The sequence below is a fragment of the Flavobacterium algoris genome (assembly GCF_048158525.1).
Taxonomy (GTDB): Bacteria; Bacteroidota; Bacteroidia; order Flavobacteriales; family Flavobacteriaceae; genus Flavobacterium; species Flavobacterium algoris.
This window is the reverse complement of the sequence record NZ_JBLNKT010000004.1, coordinates 90,334-105,768: the sequence shown is the minus strand read 5'-3', so window position 1 is coordinate 105,768 and position 15,435 is coordinate 90,334. Positions and strand designations below refer to the sequence as shown.

The following is a 15,435-nucleotide window of genomic DNA, read 5'->3' as shown; positions in this document are numbered from 1 at the left end:
AAAATAACGTTAAATTTAGATTAAATAGAAATCAAAAATAGAATTTCAAATTTAAAACAAAGTACTTTTACAGTAAACTAAGCCTTTTATTGGCATAAAATAATTGATAAAATGACAGACTTAAAAAATAAAAATGCCCTGATTACGGGAGCAGGAAAAGGAATTGGAAAAGCGATCGCTTTGGCCTTAGCCAAAGAAGGTGTAAATGTTATTTTGGTTGCCAGAACACAGGAGGAAATAGACAGTGTAGCTGCAAAAGTACGTTCTTTAAGAGTAAAAGCATTGGCCATAACCGCTGATGTTACCGATATCAATTCGGTAAACGCTGCCGTTGCCAAAGCATTGGCTGAATTTGGAACTATTGATATTTTAATCAACAATGCCGGAATTGCTGCTTTTGGAAAATTCTTAGAATTAGAACCGACCGATTGGGAACGCATTATTCAGGTAAACTTAATGGGAACCTATTATGTGACACGTGCTGTGTTGCCAAATATGATTGAAAGACAAACCGGTGATATCATCAATATTTCTTCAACAGCCGGATTAAGTGGAAATGCGCTAACGAGCGCTTATAGTGCTTCTAAATTTGCTGTTTTAGGATTAACGGAATCGTTGATGCAAGAAGTGCGCAAGCATAATATTCGTGTGACGGCATTAACGCCAAGTACCGTGGCTACTGACATGGCCAAAGAACTAAAACTAACCGACGGCAATCCTGAAACCGTTATGCAAGCGGAAGACATGGCCGAATTAATCATCGCGCAACTCAAATTAAACCGACGCGTTTTTATAAAAAACAGCAGTATTTGGTCTACGAATCCTTAAAAGTAGTCGAAAGTCAAAAGTCTAAAAGTCGGATGACAAATATCTAATAAAAAAACCATTAAGAAATTAAGTTTCATTAAGTCTTACGCTTAATTTTCTTAATCTCTTAATGGTTAAAAAACTTTCGAGTTATTATTTTAATATCCTCATTAGTTTCTTAATTTCTTTGTTAATTAAAGTCCTGATTAGTCCTAAAAACTTACATGACTTATATGTTTAATAATTAAACCAAAGCGGATATAAAATCCATACGTACGCTTCCGTCTTCATCAATTTTTGTCAAATTAATTTCATGTAATGTATTTACTAATTCTGGATTCCAAGGCGTTTTCACTTTTACATAGTTTTCGGTAAAACCGTGAATGTACCCTTCTTTATTTTCACTTTCAAACAAAACGGTTCTGTTTGTTCCCAATTGACTTTCATAAAAAGCACGGCGTTTTTTAACGGATAATCCACGCATCATTTTGCTGCGTTTTGCCCGAACATTTCCAGGAACAACCCCTTCCATTGCTGCCGCTTCGGTATTATCACGCTCTGAATACGTAAAAACATGTAAATACGAAATATCCATATCATTCAAGAAATGGTAGGTTTCTAAGAAATGTTCATCGGTTTCGCCAGGAAAACCAACAATCACGTCCACACCAATACAAGCATGTGGCATAACTTCCCGGATTTTGTTTACTCTTTCGGTATACACTTCGCGTTGGTAGCGACGTTTCATCAACTTTAGAATATCATTGCTTCCAGATTGTAACGGAATATGAAAATGCGGCACAAAAGTCCTGCTTTTTGATACAAATTCTATCGTTTCATTTTTCAATAAATTCGGCTCAATAGACGAAATTCGCAATCTTTCGATTCCTTCCACTTTATCTAACTCCTGAACTAATTCTAAGAAAGTATGTTCATGTTTTTTATTTCCAAATTCCCCTTTTCCGTAATCCCCAATATTTACTCCGGTAAGAACAATTTCCTTAATATTTTGTTTCGAAATTTCAGAAGCGTTTTTCAACACATTTTCCAGTTCATCACTTCTCGAAATTCCTCTCGCCAATGGAATCGTACAATACGTACATTTATAATCACAACCATCCTGAACCTTCAAGAAAGCGCGCGTTCTGTCGCCTATCGAATAACTTCCAACGTAAAAATCAGCTTCGGCAATTTCGCAGGAATGTACTTCTCCAAAATCATTTTTGGACAAATCATTAATATAATCGGCCAATTTAAATTTTTCAGTTGCACCAAGAACTAAATCCACGCCGTCTACACTGGCTAATTCTTCCGGTTTCAATTGGGCATAACAACCTACCGCCGCAACAAATGCTTTATCATTCAATTTCATTGCTTTTCGCACCACTTGCTTGAACTGCTTATCTGCATTTTCCGTCACTGAACACGTATTAATCACATACATATCAGCCACTTCTTCAAAATCTACCCGATCAAAACCTTCGTCTTGAAGATTACGGGCAATCGTAGAAGTTTCCGAAAAATTCAGTTTGCAACCCAGCGTATAAAAAGCAACTTTTTTTCTGTTTTCCATAAGATAACTCAATTAATGAAATCGTTGTCAAAAAATTGAGTGCGCAAATTTACGAACAAAAATTTATACTTTAAAGCTCATAATTATTTATATTTGTAGTACAAATAATTTATACTAATATCATGCAATCAATTAATTTACAAAAAGATAAACTAGAGTTAATTGAAAAAATTATTCATTTAGAAGACAAAAACACATTGGACTACATAAAAAGTATCTTGAATGACGAAACTTCTGAATATGAATTAACTAATGAACAGAAATTAGTTTTAGAAGAAGCGACCGAAAAATACTATTCTGGAGAAGAGCCTTCCTTCACTTGGGAAGAGATAAAAATCAATGCCAGAAAAAGCTATAATGAAAAGAAATCTTAAATTTACTTTTCGAGCTAATATTGATACAATCGTTACTTATGAATTTTATGAATCCAGACGCAAAAATCTAGGAGAACGATTTCTTGACGAATTAGAAAACTGCTACAAATCAATCATTTTAAATTACACAACATACAAAGTTGTTCATAAAATATATAGGCAAGCAGTCGTAAAAAAATTCCCTTTTGTTGTTTTATACAGTGTTGATGAGAAAGACATTATCATAACAGCCGTTTTCAGCACTAGCAAAAATCCAAGTAAAAAATTCAAATAGTTCCCTTTTTACTATACTATTTAGATTTCAGAAAACGAACTTTTTCTTTCTTCGTACCATACAACAAGCCAAGAACTGTTATTAAAATATCCGATAATTTACATAGCGCACCATGTAAATTATCGGATATTTTAATAATAGACAAATCGAATATTTGTCTTATGCTGCACTTAAAAAAATCAATTCAAAATAAACCTTCTCACCACTTCGGCAACTCCATGATTATTATTTGAAGCTACAATAACATCTCCTTTGTCTCTCAATTCTGGATCTACATTATCGACCCAAACCCCTAATCCGGCATATTGGATCATCGTTAAATCATTTCCTGCGTTTCCAACGGCTATGATTTCACTTTGATGAATATTCAATTTTTCAGCTAAAAATTTGATGCTGGCACCTTTATCAATTCCGTTTTGTGCTACTTCCAGAAAGAACGGTTTTGACATGCATACACTAAGATGTGGCATGGCTGCTCTCAAGTCTTTTTCAACTTCTTTTAGATAGGCTGGCTCTTCTAATAAAATACATTTTATGGCTGCCGATTTAACTTCATCTTTAAAACTAACGACTTTATTGTGTTCTAAACCGGTGATGTTTTTTTCAATTTCAATGTATTCAGAATCCGTTTCACTCACAATTTTCCCATCAAGGTATGTAATAATATGAGTCTTACTTTTTAAACTGTAATCATACAATTCATGGATTTGCTCTTGCGTTAACGTTTGCTCAAAAATGATTTTATCCTCTTTTAAATCTGTAATGACAGCGCCATTATACGATATCATATAGGAATTATCCATTTTCAATTCTTTGGCGTAAGCAATCATCGCTGGAGTTGGTCTGCCAGATGCCAAAATAACATAAACACCCAGTTCCTGTGCCTTAGCCAACATTTCTGCATTCTCGTTTGAAATGGTATGGTCATCGGTTAACAAAGTGTCATCCATGTCCAAAACTAACATTTTATATTTCATTTTTATTTTTTAAAAAGCAATATTTCAAATATCTAAAATTCACAAATTAGTTTTTAATTTACTTTGATTTTGTCTTGTGTCAAAAATTTGAAGAATACGAATTTCCGTTTTGGAATGAATTTTATAAATGATTTTATAATCTCGACTAATCATTCTTCTATAAGGTTCTCCTAAAAATTCATCCAGTTGATATTGCTCCACAAAATGAATATTTTTACTTTGAAACACAATATCTCGAATAACGGTTTTTGCTCCTTGAAGCAATTTTAATTTGATAAATTCAAAGATTAGCCTTAAATCTGCTTTGGCTTGATTATCCCAAACTATACTAATTGGTTTTTGCATATTACCAATTCTCTATTTCTCTTTCTAAATCTTCAATTGTTGTATAGTTGCCTGACGATATTCGTTCATCAGATTCTTTAACCATATTGATGTATTCTTCTTTATCCACTGAATATCCACTAATAGTATGAGCCACAGCTTCTTTCTCTAAGACTAATTTCAGCGCAATTATTTTTTTTAGTTTACTTTCATCAGTAATATGAAGCAACCAATCCATCAATTCTACTTTTTTTGCAGCTATATCCATGTTACAGAGTCATTTGAATAACAAATATACAAATTTAAATACTCATCCTAAATTCTTCGATAACTGGATTCACTTTCGAAAACTCGGTTTCCTGAACGAACAATTCCACTGCCAAATCTGAATTTCCAAAACCGCCTAACCGAGCTGATTGTATGTTATTTTTTAAAACGGTATCTACTCCTATTGCTTCGATTCTCTCTTGTAACGCTAAAGCTAAAATTTCACTTCCCGAAAACACCTTCATTAATCCCATCTTGTTCTTTATTTAATTATTTATTACCATTTTCTTCATCACCTTCTTGCTCTTCGAAGTCATCTCCAACTTCAGGTTCAAAATCTTCATCTCCTTCTTCGTCTTCATCCTCTCCATCAAAATCGAATTCAAAAGGCTCCACCAGCATTTTTTCAGCAAGGACTTCTATTCGTTCTGTGAATTGTTCCGAAAAAATAATACGTTGGGTTCTGACAATGCTATTTGAAATACGCATGATTTTAGTTTCATGACGCAATTTCAAAATTGGGTCTGCATCATCAAGGATAAACATTTTCAATCGGTTTACATTAAAACCAGCAGTGGTAAACATTTCACTTAACTTATTTGGGGTCCCAATCAACACATCAATTCCGCTAGAAATATAATTTTTATCGTATTCCATATCCCCTTTATCATGAACACCATAGACTTCTAAATTAGAATTCTTTCCGTATTTTTCAAAAAGCGATTCCATTTCCAATACTTTGGCTTTGTCTTCGACAATAATCAAAGCCCTTGGTGATTCTTCGGTTGCGCCTGCCAATCTCTGAATCACATTTAGCACAATTGTTGTTGATTTTCCGCTTCCTTTTGGTGCAATAATAATACAATCCGAACCACTTTTCATTGTCGAAAATGTTTCTTTTTGCATTGTATTGGCCTCTGTCAAACCGTTTTCAATTAAGGCTTGCTGTAACTCTTCATTTATTTTTTTTAGTTTCATTTCTTATGATTGAAAGATTGAAAGATTAAAACAGTTGCTAAATCTTTAAATCATTAATTTTATTTACTTGCGAATAACTTCACATCATTCTCGGAAATTTCGCTTCCGCCAAGGATAATCAAGCGCTCCACTACATTTCGCAATTCGCGGATATTTCCTGTCCAATCGTATTCTTGCAACAAATGAATCGCCGCCGCAGAGAACTTTTTTATAGCATTTCCTTGCTCTGAAGCAATTTTATCTGCAAAATGCGAAATCAACATCGGGATGTCCTCTCGTCTGTCATTCAACGATGGTACTTTTATCAAGATAACTGCCAAACGATGGTATAAATCCTCCCGGAAACGTCCTTCGGCAATTTCTTTTTTCAAATCTTTATTGGTTGCCGCAACAACACGAACATCGACTTTAATGTCCTTATCCGCTCCCACTCTGGTAATCATACTTTCTTGTAAAGCACGTAATACTTTGGCTTGCGCCGAAAGACTCATATCACCAATTTCATCCAAGAAAATGGTTCCTTTATCAGCAGCTTCAAATTTTCCTGCGCGGTCTTTCACAGCTGATGTAAACGCTCCTTTTACGTGACCGAATAATTCGCTTTCTATCAATTCAGATGGAATAGCAGCACAGTTTACTTCGATTAAAGGAAAATTAGCTCTTTCGCTTCTTTCATGTAATTGATGTGCAACCAATTCCTTTCCGGTTCCATTTGGTCCTGTAATTAAAACTCTGGCTTCGGTTTGAGCAACCTTCTCAATCATCACTTTAATGTGATTGATGGCATCGCTTTCGCCAATCATTTCGTAATTTTTACTGACTTTTTTCTTCAGGATTTTATTTTCTACTACGAGTTGTTTTTTGTCTAAAGCGTTGCGAACCGTATTCAATAATCGATTTAAATCTGGTGGTTTTGAGATGTAATCAAACGCACCCAAACGCATCGTATTGATTGCCGTTTCCATATCGCCATGACCGGAAATCATAACCATAGGAATTTCGGGTTTGATTTTTTTCACCGCTTCCAAAACCTCAACACCGTCCATTTTTGGCATTTTGATATCGCACAAAACCAAATCGTAATCGTTGTTTTTTATTTTTTCAAAACCTGCAGCACCATCTTCCGCTTCTTCTACCTGATAAGTATCGTTTTCTTCGGAGAGTATTTTTGTGAGCACTCTTCGAATAGCGGCCTCGTCTTCTATGATTAGTATTTTTGACATATTTTTATTTTTTTAGCCCCGATTGAAGTGGAAATCCTTTTTATTTTTTCTTTAAAAATAAAAAGATTGCAACGGAAAACGGGAAATAGCTCCATAAATTAATTAAATTTTAACGGAAGCGGAAACAAACCAAGTTATTAATATTTCAACCATCGGTATAATTCGTTCCATGTTGGTTTTTTGCCGTACATGAGTATTCCTACCCGGTATATTTTGGCAGCAAACCAAACTACCGAAAAGAAGGTTCCGAATAATAATGTTATTGATATTACGATTTGCCACCAAGGTACGCCAAACGGAATTCGCATGAGCATAACGATTGGAGAAGTAAGTGGAATCATTGAAAAAATAACTGCAATTGTTCCGTGCGGATCGTTTATAACCGTAAAAAATCCTATGTAAACGCTCAACATTAATGGCATAATAATAGGCAAAAGAAACTGTTGAGAGTCGGTTTGATTATCTACAGCGGCCCCAATTGCTGCGTAAAATGAACTGTACAGAAAATAGCCCCCAATGAAATAAATCACAAATCCAATCAGGATACTTGCAATGGGTAAATTCCATAATTCCTTGATATACATTTGGGCGGTTCCAGCAAATTCTTGCTGGGCAGTATGCATTAATTCGGGTGAAATTCTAGCGGTTGGTCCAACATTTACCCCAAAAAATAGTGAAGCAGCAAACATTAAAGATAGTCCAATAACGGCCCAAATAATGAATTGCAGTAATCCAGCTAATGCCGTTCCTACAATTTTCCCCATCATGAGTTGAAATGGTTTTACGGAGGAAATGATGATTTCAACAATTCGATTCGTTTTTTCTTCAATAACGCTTCGCATTACCATGTTACCGTAGATGATAATGAACATCATAATAAGATATCCAAAGGCACCACCAATACCGATTTTTATTTCGTTAAGTCCTTTTACACTCTCTTCTCCCGATGCTTTTGTCAAGCTAATACTGACTTTAGATTCTGCATTTTTTATTGCTAATGTATCGAGATGTGCTTTTTCCAAATTAGTTTTGGTTAACTTCTTTGCAATAACATCCTGAACACTTTCAATGAATGAAATACTCGGACTTTCGTTCGAAATAAATTGAATTTTATTTTCGAAATCTTTCGAATTGCTTTCGTTTGGGATGTATAACAATCCTTCGTAGTTTTCGTTTGTGATGCTGTCTTTCAGGAATTTTAAATCTATTTGAGACAAATCGAGGTATTTGTATTCCCCTTTCTTAACGTTTTGAGAAGTAAATTCCTTAGCAAACAAACCTGATTCATCATGAATGGCGATTCGTTTGGTATCGGCTTTCATGGAACTTAAATAACCCACAAACGCTGCTATTCCCACAAATAGTAACGGACTTAGAAAAGTCATAACAATAAAAGATTTATTACGCACTTTGGCAATAAATTCTCTTTTTATGATTAAGGATATTATAGACATTTTAGATTGTTAGATTGTTAGCATTTTAGATTACTCGAATTATAAACCTTTTGATTTTCTAAAAATCTAAAAAGTCTAAGGAGGTCTATTGTGTCACTGTTTGTATAAAAATATCATTTACACTTGGTATTTTTTCTACAAAGTGTGTTACTTGACCGCGTTGTGTGAGGATATTCAATAATTCGTTTGGCGTGGCGTTTCCGAGTTGAATCTCCAGTTTTAATTCGTTGTTCAGCGATTTAAAATTAGCCGGTCCCACGGTGAATTTTTGTGTAATAGCATACATCAAACCTTCTACATTATCTGATAAAATACCTACTTCAAAACTATTGGTTTTAAATTGTCTCTTGACATCATCCAGTTTTCCTTCAATCAGTTTATTGGATTTATGAATCAGGGCAATATGATCACATAATTCTTCTACACTTTCCATGCGGTGTGTCGAGAAAATTATGGTAGCTCCCTCTTCTCGCAACGCCAGAATTTCATCTTTGATAATATTGGCATTTACGGGATCAAAACCAGAAAACGGCTCGTCAAAAATCAACAGTTTTGGTTTGTGCAACACACACACCACAAACTGAATTTTCTGTGCCATTCCTTTAGAGAGTTCCTGAATTTTCTTGTTCCACCACCCTTGAATTTCTAATCTGTCAAACCAGTATTCGAGTTGTTTTTTGGCTTCAGCTTTAGAAAGTCCTTTCATTTGAGCCAAATACAAGCATTGTTCCCCCACTTTCATCGTGTTGTACAATCCTCTTTCTTCGGGCAAATACCCTATATATTGAACATGTTTGGGTTGTAATTTTTCACCGTCCAAAATAATTTCACCGCTATCTGGTAATGTAATTTGGTTTATTATTCGGATCAGAGACGTTTTTCCTGCGCCGTTTGGGCCTAAAAGTCCGTAGATACTTCCTTTTGGAACAGTTAATGAAACCTCGTTAAGCGCCACATAATCACCATATTGCTTGACGACTTTATTAACTTCAAGTATGTTACTCATGCTGAATTTTTAATTGTGGTAAAAGTAAATAATTAGTACCGAAATACTTAGAATTGTTTCATAAAAAACCCATCCTTATTTTAACAAGGATGGGGAATGTATTTTTCAGATGAGACGCGATAAGCGACATCTAAACACGTTTTATTATAAAAGCTTAGACGCGATAAATCGCGTCTCTACCGTTTTTTATTATGAAAACATATCTTTTACTTTTTCGAAAAATGATTTATCTGATTTTTCCGGATTTGGAATAAAATTTTCATCCGTGAGATTTTTTTCAAAAAATTGTTTTTGGTCTTTGTTCAGTGTCTTTGGCGTCCAAACATTTACATGTACCAGTAAATCTCCGTTACCATATCCGTTTAAACTCGGAATTCCTTTTCCTTTCAATCTCAAAATTTTCCCGGATTGAATTCCTTCTTCCAGTTTAATTCTCACTTTTCCGTTTATGGCTTCGATATCTTTAGAAATTCCTAATACTGCTTCAGCAAAACTGATGTATAAGTCATAATGTAGATTCTCTCCTTCGCGTTTCAAAAGTTCATGCTCGATTTCTTCGATAGCAACAATTAAATCCCCAGGAATACTATTCCCCGGAGCATCATTTCCTTTATTAGAAACTTTTAACTGCATTCCGTCTACTACACCTGCAGGTATTTTTATTGAAACCGTTTCATCTTCAAGAATCATTCCTTGAGAATCCGCATCTGCTGGTTTTCTATCTAAAATTTGACCCGAACCATTACAAGTAGGACACGTAGAAGCAGATTGCATTCTACCCAAAATTGTATTGGTAACTCGCATTACCTGTCCTTGACCGTTGCAGGTAGAACATGTTTTATAGCTAACGCCTGGTGCTTGAACCTTTCGTTTTACTTTTACTTTTTTCTCCACACCATTGGCAATTTCTTCCAATGTCAATTTTACTTTGATACGAAGGTTGCTTCCTTTTGCACGACGAACTCCGCCGCCTCCACCGCCTCCGAAACCACCAAAACCGCCTCCGAAAATATCACCAAACTGGCTAAAAATGTCATCCATATTCATTCCGCCATGACCACCTCCGCTAAAACCGCCTGAACCATCAAAAGCTTGATGACCGTATTGATCGTATTTGGCTTTTTTCTGAGGATCACTTAGTATTTCGTAAGCCTCGGCTGCTAATTTAAATTTTTCTTCTGCCGATTTGTCTCCAGGATTTTTGTCAGGATGATGTGCTATTGCTTGTTTTCTGTAGCCTTTTTTAATTTCGGCTGCATCAGCATTTTTTGAAATGCCTAATATTTCGTAAAAGTCTTTTTTCATTTTTGATTTTTTATGTCGTACAGATACGATTTATCGCGTCTCTACTACTGCCCTATAACAACTTTTGGAAAACGAATGATCTTATCTCCCAATTTATATCCTTTTTCAAGAACATCGACAATTTTACCTTTCATTTTGTCAGATGGTGCAGGAATTTGAGTTATTGCTTCAGCAAAATCTGCATCAAAAGCATCTCCAGCTTTAACCTCAACTTGTTCTAATCCTTTAGAAACTAATGTGTTTTTTAATTTTTCATGAATAAGCTCTACTCCTTTTAATAGCAGTTCATCTTCAGATTTACTTATTTCCACAATAGCTCTGTCAAAATCATCTAAAACAGGTAACATAGCAAGTAAAACTTCTTGGTTTGCTGTTTTAAACAACTCGATACGCTCTTTAGTAGTTCTTCGTTTGTAATTTTCAAATTCAGCAAATAATCGCAAATACTTATCTTTCTCTTTGGCTAAGTCTTGCGTTAATTGTTCTTCAACACCTAATTCCTCAACAATAAGCTGCTCACCATTCGCATTCTGTTCTAATGTTAGGTCATCTATTTCTTGATCGATTTCTGTATTTTCAGTAGTCATATTACTTGTGTTTTTAAAAAAATTCTTAAACTTCATTTTTTATTCTTTTCTTTGGATTGCAAAAGTACTGCCAAATCTTATAAAATGTCAAATTGTCACCTTACTATTGAAGTACTCTTTGTTTTTAATTAGTTTTAGCACAATATTTTTAATAGATTGTACTGAAATTTTAATATAATTTTAAGACTATATCGATAAAGATTACATAAATTTGTTAATGTTTTTTTGAAGAAAACACAAAAGGTTGCCCACTAAAAAATTATTAATTCATATTACCCTATATTAAAAAAAGCTTCGTTTAATAAAACGAAGCTTTTTTTATACTTTAAATATCACTTATAAAAGCGCCTTTTTTAGACCTTCAAAATCTAGTAAAACCTGCTCTCCTGTCACTAAATTTTTAAGCGAAAAAGAATTAGATTCCATTTCTTGCGCTCCTACAATTACTGCAAAAGAAATACCTCGTTTATCCGCATGTTGAAACTGTTTGGCCACCTTGGCATTATCAGGATACAATTCTACTTTTATTCCGGAAGCCCGTAATTTTTGTATGGCTTGTAATCCATAAAACGCTTCTGTATCACCATAATTAATAAACAACGCTTTAGAAGTTGCCGTTACAGTTTCAGGAAATAAATTTAATTCTTCGATAACCAAATAAATTCGGTCCAATCCAAAAGAAATTCCAACGCCGCTCATGTTTTTGAGTCCGAAAATCCCAGTCAAATCATCGTATCTTCCGCCGCCGCCGATGGATCCCATCGCAACTGATTTTGGCGGAGCCACTTCAAAAATTGCTCCTGTATAATAATTCAAACCTCTTGCCAGCGTCACATCTAAATCTAAAATAGAAGTGTTCAACCCCAATTTCATCACGTTGTCACAAATAAAACGCAACTCCTCAACACCTTTCATTCCTTCACTGGATTCAGCAAGCAAAACTGAAAGCTGGTTTATTTTCTCTGAAATGGTCCCTGTGAAATTAAATAACGGTTGTACCTTTTCAATAGCTTCTTCCGAAATGCCTTTCTCCATCATTTCCTTTTTCACGCCGTCCTCCCCTATTTTATCGAGTTTGTCTAACGCAACTGTGAAATCTATTAATTTATCTGATGCGCCAATTACTTCAGCAATCCCTGATAAAATTTTCCTGTTATTAATTTTTATAGTTACTCCTTCTAAACCCAAAGTCGTAAAAACAGTATCATATAATTGAACTAATTCTACTTCTTGCCACAAGGATTTAGAACCTACCACATCAGCATCACATTGAAAAAATTCTCTAAAACGTCCTTTTTGTGGACGGTCAGCTCTCCATACGGGTTGGATTTGGTATCTTTTGAATGGAAATTCAATTTCGTTTTGATGTTGTACTACATAACGAGCAAACGGAACCGTTAAATCATACCGAAGTGCTTTCTCAGAAATACTTGCTGTTAATTTAGTACTATCTTTATTTTCTAAATGAGTGGCATTGGCTTTCGCTAAATAATCTCCGGAATTTAATATTTTGAAAATCAAACGATCGCCTTCTTCTCCGTATTTTCCCATTAGGGTTTCGGAGTTTTCGAATGAAGGTGTTTCTATAGGTTGGAAACCGAATTTCTCGAAATTACTTTTTATAATCTGAATGATATATTGACGTTTTGCCACCTCAGTTGGTGAGAAATCTCTAGTTCCTTTTGGAATGCTCGGTTTTGATGCCATTTTTTGATTATTGGATTTTTAGATTTTCAGATTTAGGAATTGTTGAAAAACTCCAAATTCTAATTCTTTGCAAATATCTTATTTTTAAAATAAATCTGTTTACAAATTTTCGCATTTTATTACCCGATGCCTAGCCCAGATTACAGCGGAAATAGGGAAGTGAAAAATAATATTGTTTTCTTGCCTGAAAGAGCGACCAAAGGAAGCTCCTTTTAGGCAATTGAAAACAAATTATTTTCAGTGACAGATTCTAGCGGAAAGCTGGAAATAGCTCCTTAAAATAAATTAGAATTTTTGAAAAGAAAATTTGTAACAAAAATTGTATTTTCGTGTCAAACTCGTATGATGCTAAAATTATTCAAAGAAAATATCCGAATTGCCTTTGGTTCTATCAGAACACAATTGTTGCGAACTATACTTACTGTACTGATTATTGCGATTGGAATAACTGCTTTGGTTGGGATTCTGACAGTAGTTTCTGCTCTAGAAAACACAATTTCGACTGATTTTGCTTCGATGGGAGCAAATACTTTTAATATTAACCAATATGAAAACGAAGTCCGAAACCGCGGCGGACAGGAGCGAGAAATTATAAATCCGATTATTTCTTATCCGGAAGCTGTCGCTTTCAAAAACAAATATAAATATCCTTTCACTGAAACTTCACTTTCCTTTACAGCTACATCAGCGGCGGAAGTTAAATTCGGAGCTATTAAAACGGATCCCGAAAATTCAATTGTTGGCGTTGATGAACATTTTATTACCAATTCCGGTTTAGAAACCAGTGCTGGACGAAATTTTACCGGTTTTGACATCGATAACAATGCGTATGTATGCATTGTAGGTTCTGATTTTGAGAAAGGGCTACTGAAAGACGTGAATCCAATTGATAAAGTAATTTCGATTCGTGGTGCCCGATTTAGAGTCATAGGAGTGTTGAAAGAAAAAGGATCAACGTTTGGAAATAGCCAAGATTTACGGGTTTTAATCCCAATTCAAGTCGCTCGTTCACTTTTTACCGCTCCAAATATCAATTATACGATGAGCATCATGGTTTCTAAAAAAGAATTATTGGACCAAGCCATTGATAATGCCACCAGCACGATGCGCAGGGTACGCAAATTAAGTCCTATAAAAGACAATAATTTTGGTGTCGTTCGTAGTGATGATCTTATCAATAGAATCCTTGGAATTACTAAATATCTGGGGCTGGCTTCCTGGCTTATTGGAATAATCACCGTTCTTGGTTCTTCCATCGCTTTGATGAATATCATGATTGTTTCAGTAACCGAACGTACTAGGGAAATTGGGGTTCGAAAAGCATTAGGCGCTAAAAAAACCACGATTGCTTTTCAGTTTTTCATAGAAACCTTACTTATTGGGCAATTAGGCGGATTGGTAGGAATTATTTTTGGAATCCTGATTGGTTTTGGAATTGCTACCGCAATGAGTTTTGTGTTTGTAATTCCGTGGGGCGCTATCATAGCTGCATTTATAACCAGTTTTATTGTAGCTATCGTTTCCGGTTTATATCCCGCTGTAAAAGCAGCCAGACTTGATCCGATTGAAGCATTGCGATATGAGTAAGTGAGTAGTTGGCAGTATTCAGTGGTCAGTCTCTACAACCTAAAAAAAGCAATCTGTGATTCGTTTCAATTTATAAATAATAAATACTAAGAACTGATCACTGAACACTTCCTCTCGTCATTCTGTCATTTCCATAAATATCCTTGCGTAATTCAATAGTTGCAAAGTTCATTTTTTCGAGTAACTCCACCATTTCTTTTCCTAAATATTGATTGATTTCAAAATATAATTGTCCGTTTGGCACAAGATTTTTTTGAGCCAATTCCGCTATTTTTTTATAAAAAATCAAGGCATTATTATCTTCGACAAAAAGAGCCAAATGCGGTTCATTGTCCAAAACATTTTTCTTGATTTCCTCTTTTTCCAGATTCCGAACGTAAGGAGGATTGGAAACGATAATATCAAATTGCTGTTGTAAATCTTCGGTTTCAAGAATATTTTGATTTATAAAAGTAACGTTTACGGCATTGATTTGGGCATTTTTTTTGGCTGTGGCCAACGCTTTTTCAGAAACATCAATGGCAAAAACTTGAGCATTAGAAATATTTTTCGCTAATGAAATAGCAATACAACCGCTTCCTGTTCCAATATCCAGAATTTTTAAACCTTGATTATTACGAGGAGTAGCTGTATCTTTAATAATCCAATCCACCAATTCTTCGGTTTCCGGTCTTGGAATCAAAACGTTTTCATTGACTTCAAAATCCAAACCATAAAAACTGGTTTTACCTAACAGGTATTGTATTGGAATCTCCTGTTGCAATTGTTCCAAAATAGAATTCCAAACCGCAATTTCCTCTTCCGAAAAAGCCAAATCAGGATGCAATGCCAAGTCAATTCTTTTCAACTGCTTTTTTTCTTCTAAAATCAAATAGAAAAAACTCTCGGCTTCACCGGCATCGTAAATTGGAGTAAGCGCGTTAATAAATTGAGTTCTGTATTCTTTTATTTTCATTTTATTAGGGAATCGGTTCTAATGAATTAATGCTGTC

17 protein-coding genes are annotated in these 15,435 nt (G+C 34.7%); 4 read left to right on the top strand and 13 right to left on the bottom strand.

The window, feature by feature from the left end:
• Positions 1-111: 111 nt before the first annotated feature.
• Complete coding sequence (locus tag ACM55I_RS03400) at positions 112-828, top strand: 3-ketoacyl-ACP reductase (RefSeq protein ID WP_416845363.1); 717 nt, start codon at positions 112-114, stop codon at positions 826-828.
• 223 nt (positions 829-1,051) lie between these two features.
• Here ACM55I_RS03400 and mtaB read toward each other — a convergent pair whose 3' ends face one another.
• On the bottom strand, positions 1,052-2,380 hold the full coding sequence (gene mtaB / locus ACM55I_RS03395) for a tRNA (N(6)-L-threonylcarbamoyladenosine(37)-C(2))-methylthiotransferase MtaB (protein WP_416845362.1): 1,329 nt from the start codon (positions 2,378-2,380) through the stop codon (positions 1,052-1,054).
• A 122-nt stretch (positions 2,381-2,502) separates the two neighbouring features.
• Here mtaB and ACM55I_RS03390 point away from each other — a divergent pair, with 122 nt between their 5' ends.
• Positions 2,503-2,754, top strand: a complete 252-nt coding sequence (locus tag ACM55I_RS03390) for a hypothetical protein (RefSeq protein ID WP_416845361.1) — start codon at positions 2,503-2,505, stop codon at positions 2,752-2,754.
• Positions 2,738-3,028, top strand: a complete 291-nt coding sequence (locus tag ACM55I_RS03385; protein WP_416845360.1) for a type II toxin-antitoxin system RelE/ParE family toxin — start codon at positions 2,738-2,740, stop codon at positions 3,026-3,028. The genes ACM55I_RS03390 and ACM55I_RS03385 overlap by 17 nt, the downstream gene beginning before the upstream one ends.
• Positions 3,029-3,207: 179 nt before the next feature.
• Here ACM55I_RS03385 and ACM55I_RS03380 read toward each other — a convergent pair whose 3' ends face one another.
• The 11 genes from ACM55I_RS03380 to hisS all read right to left on the bottom strand — a co-directional run bounded on the left by ACM55I_RS03380 (position 3,208) and on the right by hisS (position 12,856).
• Positions 3,208-4,005: a Cof-type HAD-IIB family hydrolase gene (locus tag ACM55I_RS03380; protein ID WP_416845359.1), complete on the bottom strand. Its 798-nt coding sequence runs from the start codon at positions 4,003-4,005 to the stop codon at positions 3,208-3,210.
• A 39-nt stretch (positions 4,006-4,044) separates the two neighbouring features.
• The gene (locus ACM55I_RS03375; protein WP_416845358.1) at positions 4,045-4,350 is read right to left on the bottom strand and encodes a type II toxin-antitoxin system RelE/ParE family toxin; all 306 of its coding nucleotides are present in this window, start codon (positions 4,348-4,350) and stop codon (positions 4,045-4,047) included.
• Position 4,351: 1 nt separating this feature from the next.
• Positions 4,352-4,597, bottom strand: a complete 246-nt coding sequence (locus tag ACM55I_RS03370; RefSeq protein ID WP_416845357.1) for a hypothetical protein — start codon at positions 4,595-4,597, stop codon at positions 4,352-4,354.
• Between the two features lie 34 nt (positions 4,598-4,631).
• Positions 4,632-4,850, bottom strand: a complete 219-nt coding sequence (locus tag ACM55I_RS03365) for a DUF2007 domain-containing protein (protein ID WP_416845356.1) — start codon at positions 4,848-4,850, stop codon at positions 4,632-4,634.
• Between the two features lie 16 nt (positions 4,851-4,866).
• Positions 4,867-5,574 (bottom strand): DEAD/DEAH box helicase, encoded by a 708-nt coding sequence (locus ACM55I_RS03360; RefSeq protein ID WP_416845355.1) that lies wholly within the window; start codon positions 5,572-5,574, stop codon positions 4,867-4,869.
• Between the two features lie 59 nt (positions 5,575-5,633).
• Positions 5,634-6,797 carry a sigma-54-dependent transcriptional regulator gene (locus ACM55I_RS03355; RefSeq protein ID WP_416845354.1) on the bottom strand — a complete coding sequence of 388 codons (1,164 nt, stop codon included), beginning with the start codon at positions 6,795-6,797 and terminating at the stop codon, positions 5,634-5,636.
• Between the two features lie 137 nt (positions 6,798-6,934).
• Positions 6,935-8,251, bottom strand: coding sequence for an ABC transporter permease (locus tag ACM55I_RS03350; RefSeq protein WP_416845353.1), 1,317 nt, complete (start codon positions 8,249-8,251; stop codon positions 6,935-6,937).
• 85 nt (positions 8,252-8,336) lie between these two features.
• Positions 8,337-9,257, bottom strand: coding sequence for an ABC transporter ATP-binding protein (locus ACM55I_RS03345; RefSeq protein WP_416845352.1), 921 nt, complete (start codon positions 9,255-9,257; stop codon positions 8,337-8,339).
• Positions 9,258-9,446: 189 nt separating this feature from the next.
• Positions 9,447-10,562 (bottom strand): molecular chaperone DnaJ, encoded by a 1,116-nt coding sequence (gene dnaJ, locus ACM55I_RS03340; RefSeq protein WP_416845351.1) that lies wholly within the window; start codon positions 10,560-10,562, stop codon positions 9,447-9,449.
• 44 nt (positions 10,563-10,606) lie between these two features.
• Complete coding sequence (locus tag ACM55I_RS03335) at positions 10,607-11,185, bottom strand: nucleotide exchange factor GrpE (RefSeq protein WP_416837017.1); 579 nt, start codon at positions 11,183-11,185, stop codon at positions 10,607-10,609.
• A 300-nt stretch (positions 11,186-11,485) separates the two neighbouring features.
• Positions 11,486-12,856 carry a histidine--tRNA ligase gene (gene hisS, locus ACM55I_RS03330; RefSeq protein WP_416845350.1) on the bottom strand — a complete coding sequence of 457 codons (1,371 nt, stop codon included), beginning with the start codon at positions 12,854-12,856 and terminating at the stop codon, positions 11,486-11,488.
• A 342-nt stretch (positions 12,857-13,198) separates the two neighbouring features.
• On the opposite strand from hisS, the gene ACM55I_RS03325 reads away from it, so the two are divergent.
• Complete coding sequence (locus tag ACM55I_RS03325) at positions 13,199-14,443, top strand: ABC transporter permease (RefSeq protein WP_416845349.1); 1,245 nt, start codon at positions 13,199-13,201, stop codon at positions 14,441-14,443.
• Positions 14,444-14,540: 97 nt separating this feature from the next.
• Here ACM55I_RS03325 and prmC read toward each other — a convergent pair whose 3' ends face one another.
• A complete protein-coding gene (prmC, locus tag ACM55I_RS03320) occupies positions 14,541-15,398 on the bottom strand; it encodes a peptide chain release factor N(5)-glutamine methyltransferase (protein WP_416845348.1) in 858 nt (285 codons plus the stop codon).
• Positions 15,399-15,435: the final 37 nt, after the last annotated feature.

Bases quoted from the DNA above. Each gene is read 5' to 3' on its own strand.
- ACM55I_RS03375 (WP_416845358.1), bottom strand. From the start codon at position 4,350: ATGCAAAAACCAATTAGTATAGTTTGGGATAATCAAGCCAAAGCAGAT.
- ACM55I_RS03360 (WP_416845355.1), bottom strand. From the start codon at position 5,574: ATGAAACTAAAAAAAATAAATGAAGAGTTACAGCAAGCCTTAATTGAA.
- ACM55I_RS03400 (WP_416845363.1), top strand. From the start codon at position 112: ATGACAGACTTAAAAAATAAAAATGCCCTGATTACGGGAGCAGGAAAA.
- ACM55I_RS03370 (WP_416845357.1), bottom strand. From the start codon at position 4,597: ATGGATATAGCTGCAAAAAAAGTAGAATTGATGGATTGGTTGCTTCAT.
- mtaB (WP_416845362.1), bottom strand. From the start codon at position 2,380: ATGGAAAACAGAAAAAAAGTTGCTTTTTATACGCTGGGTTGCAAACTG.
- ACM55I_RS03365 (WP_416845356.1), bottom strand. From the start codon at position 4,850: ATGGGATTAATGAAGGTGTTTTCGGGAAGTGAAATTTTAGCTTTAGCG.
- ACM55I_RS03345 (WP_416845352.1), bottom strand. From the start codon at position 9,257: ATGAGTAACATACTTGAAGTTAATAAAGTCGTCAAGCAATATGGTGAT.
- dnaJ (WP_416845351.1), bottom strand. From the start codon at position 10,562: ATGAAAAAAGACTTTTACGAAATATTAGGCATTTCAAAAAATGCTGAT.
- ACM55I_RS03390 (WP_416845361.1), top strand. From the start codon at position 2,503: ATGCAATCAATTAATTTACAAAAAGATAAACTAGAGTTAATTGAAAAA.
- prmC (WP_416845348.1), bottom strand. From the start codon at position 15,398: ATGAAAATAAAAGAATACAGAACTCAATTTATTAACGCGCTTACTCCA.
- ACM55I_RS03385 (WP_416845360.1), top strand. From the start codon at position 2,738: ATGAAAAGAAATCTTAAATTTACTTTTCGAGCTAATATTGATACAATC.
- ACM55I_RS03335 (WP_416837017.1), bottom strand. From the start codon at position 11,185: ATGAAGTTTAAGAATTTTTTTAAAAACACAAGTAATATGACTACTGAA.
- hisS (WP_416845350.1), bottom strand. From the start codon at position 12,856: ATGGCATCAAAACCGAGCATTCCAAAAGGAACTAGAGATTTCTCACCA.
- ACM55I_RS03380 (WP_416845359.1), bottom strand. From the start codon at position 4,005: ATGAAATATAAAATGTTAGTTTTGGACATGGATGACACTTTGTTAACC.
- ACM55I_RS03325 (WP_416845349.1), top strand. From the start codon at position 13,199: ATGATGCTAAAATTATTCAAAGAAAATATCCGAATTGCCTTTGGTTCT.
- ACM55I_RS03350 (WP_416845353.1), bottom strand. From the start codon at position 8,251: ATGTCTATAATATCCTTAATCATAAAAAGAGAATTTATTGCCAAAGTG.
- ACM55I_RS03355 (WP_416845354.1), bottom strand. From the start codon at position 6,797: ATGTCAAAAATACTAATCATAGAAGACGAGGCCGCTATTCGAAGAGTG.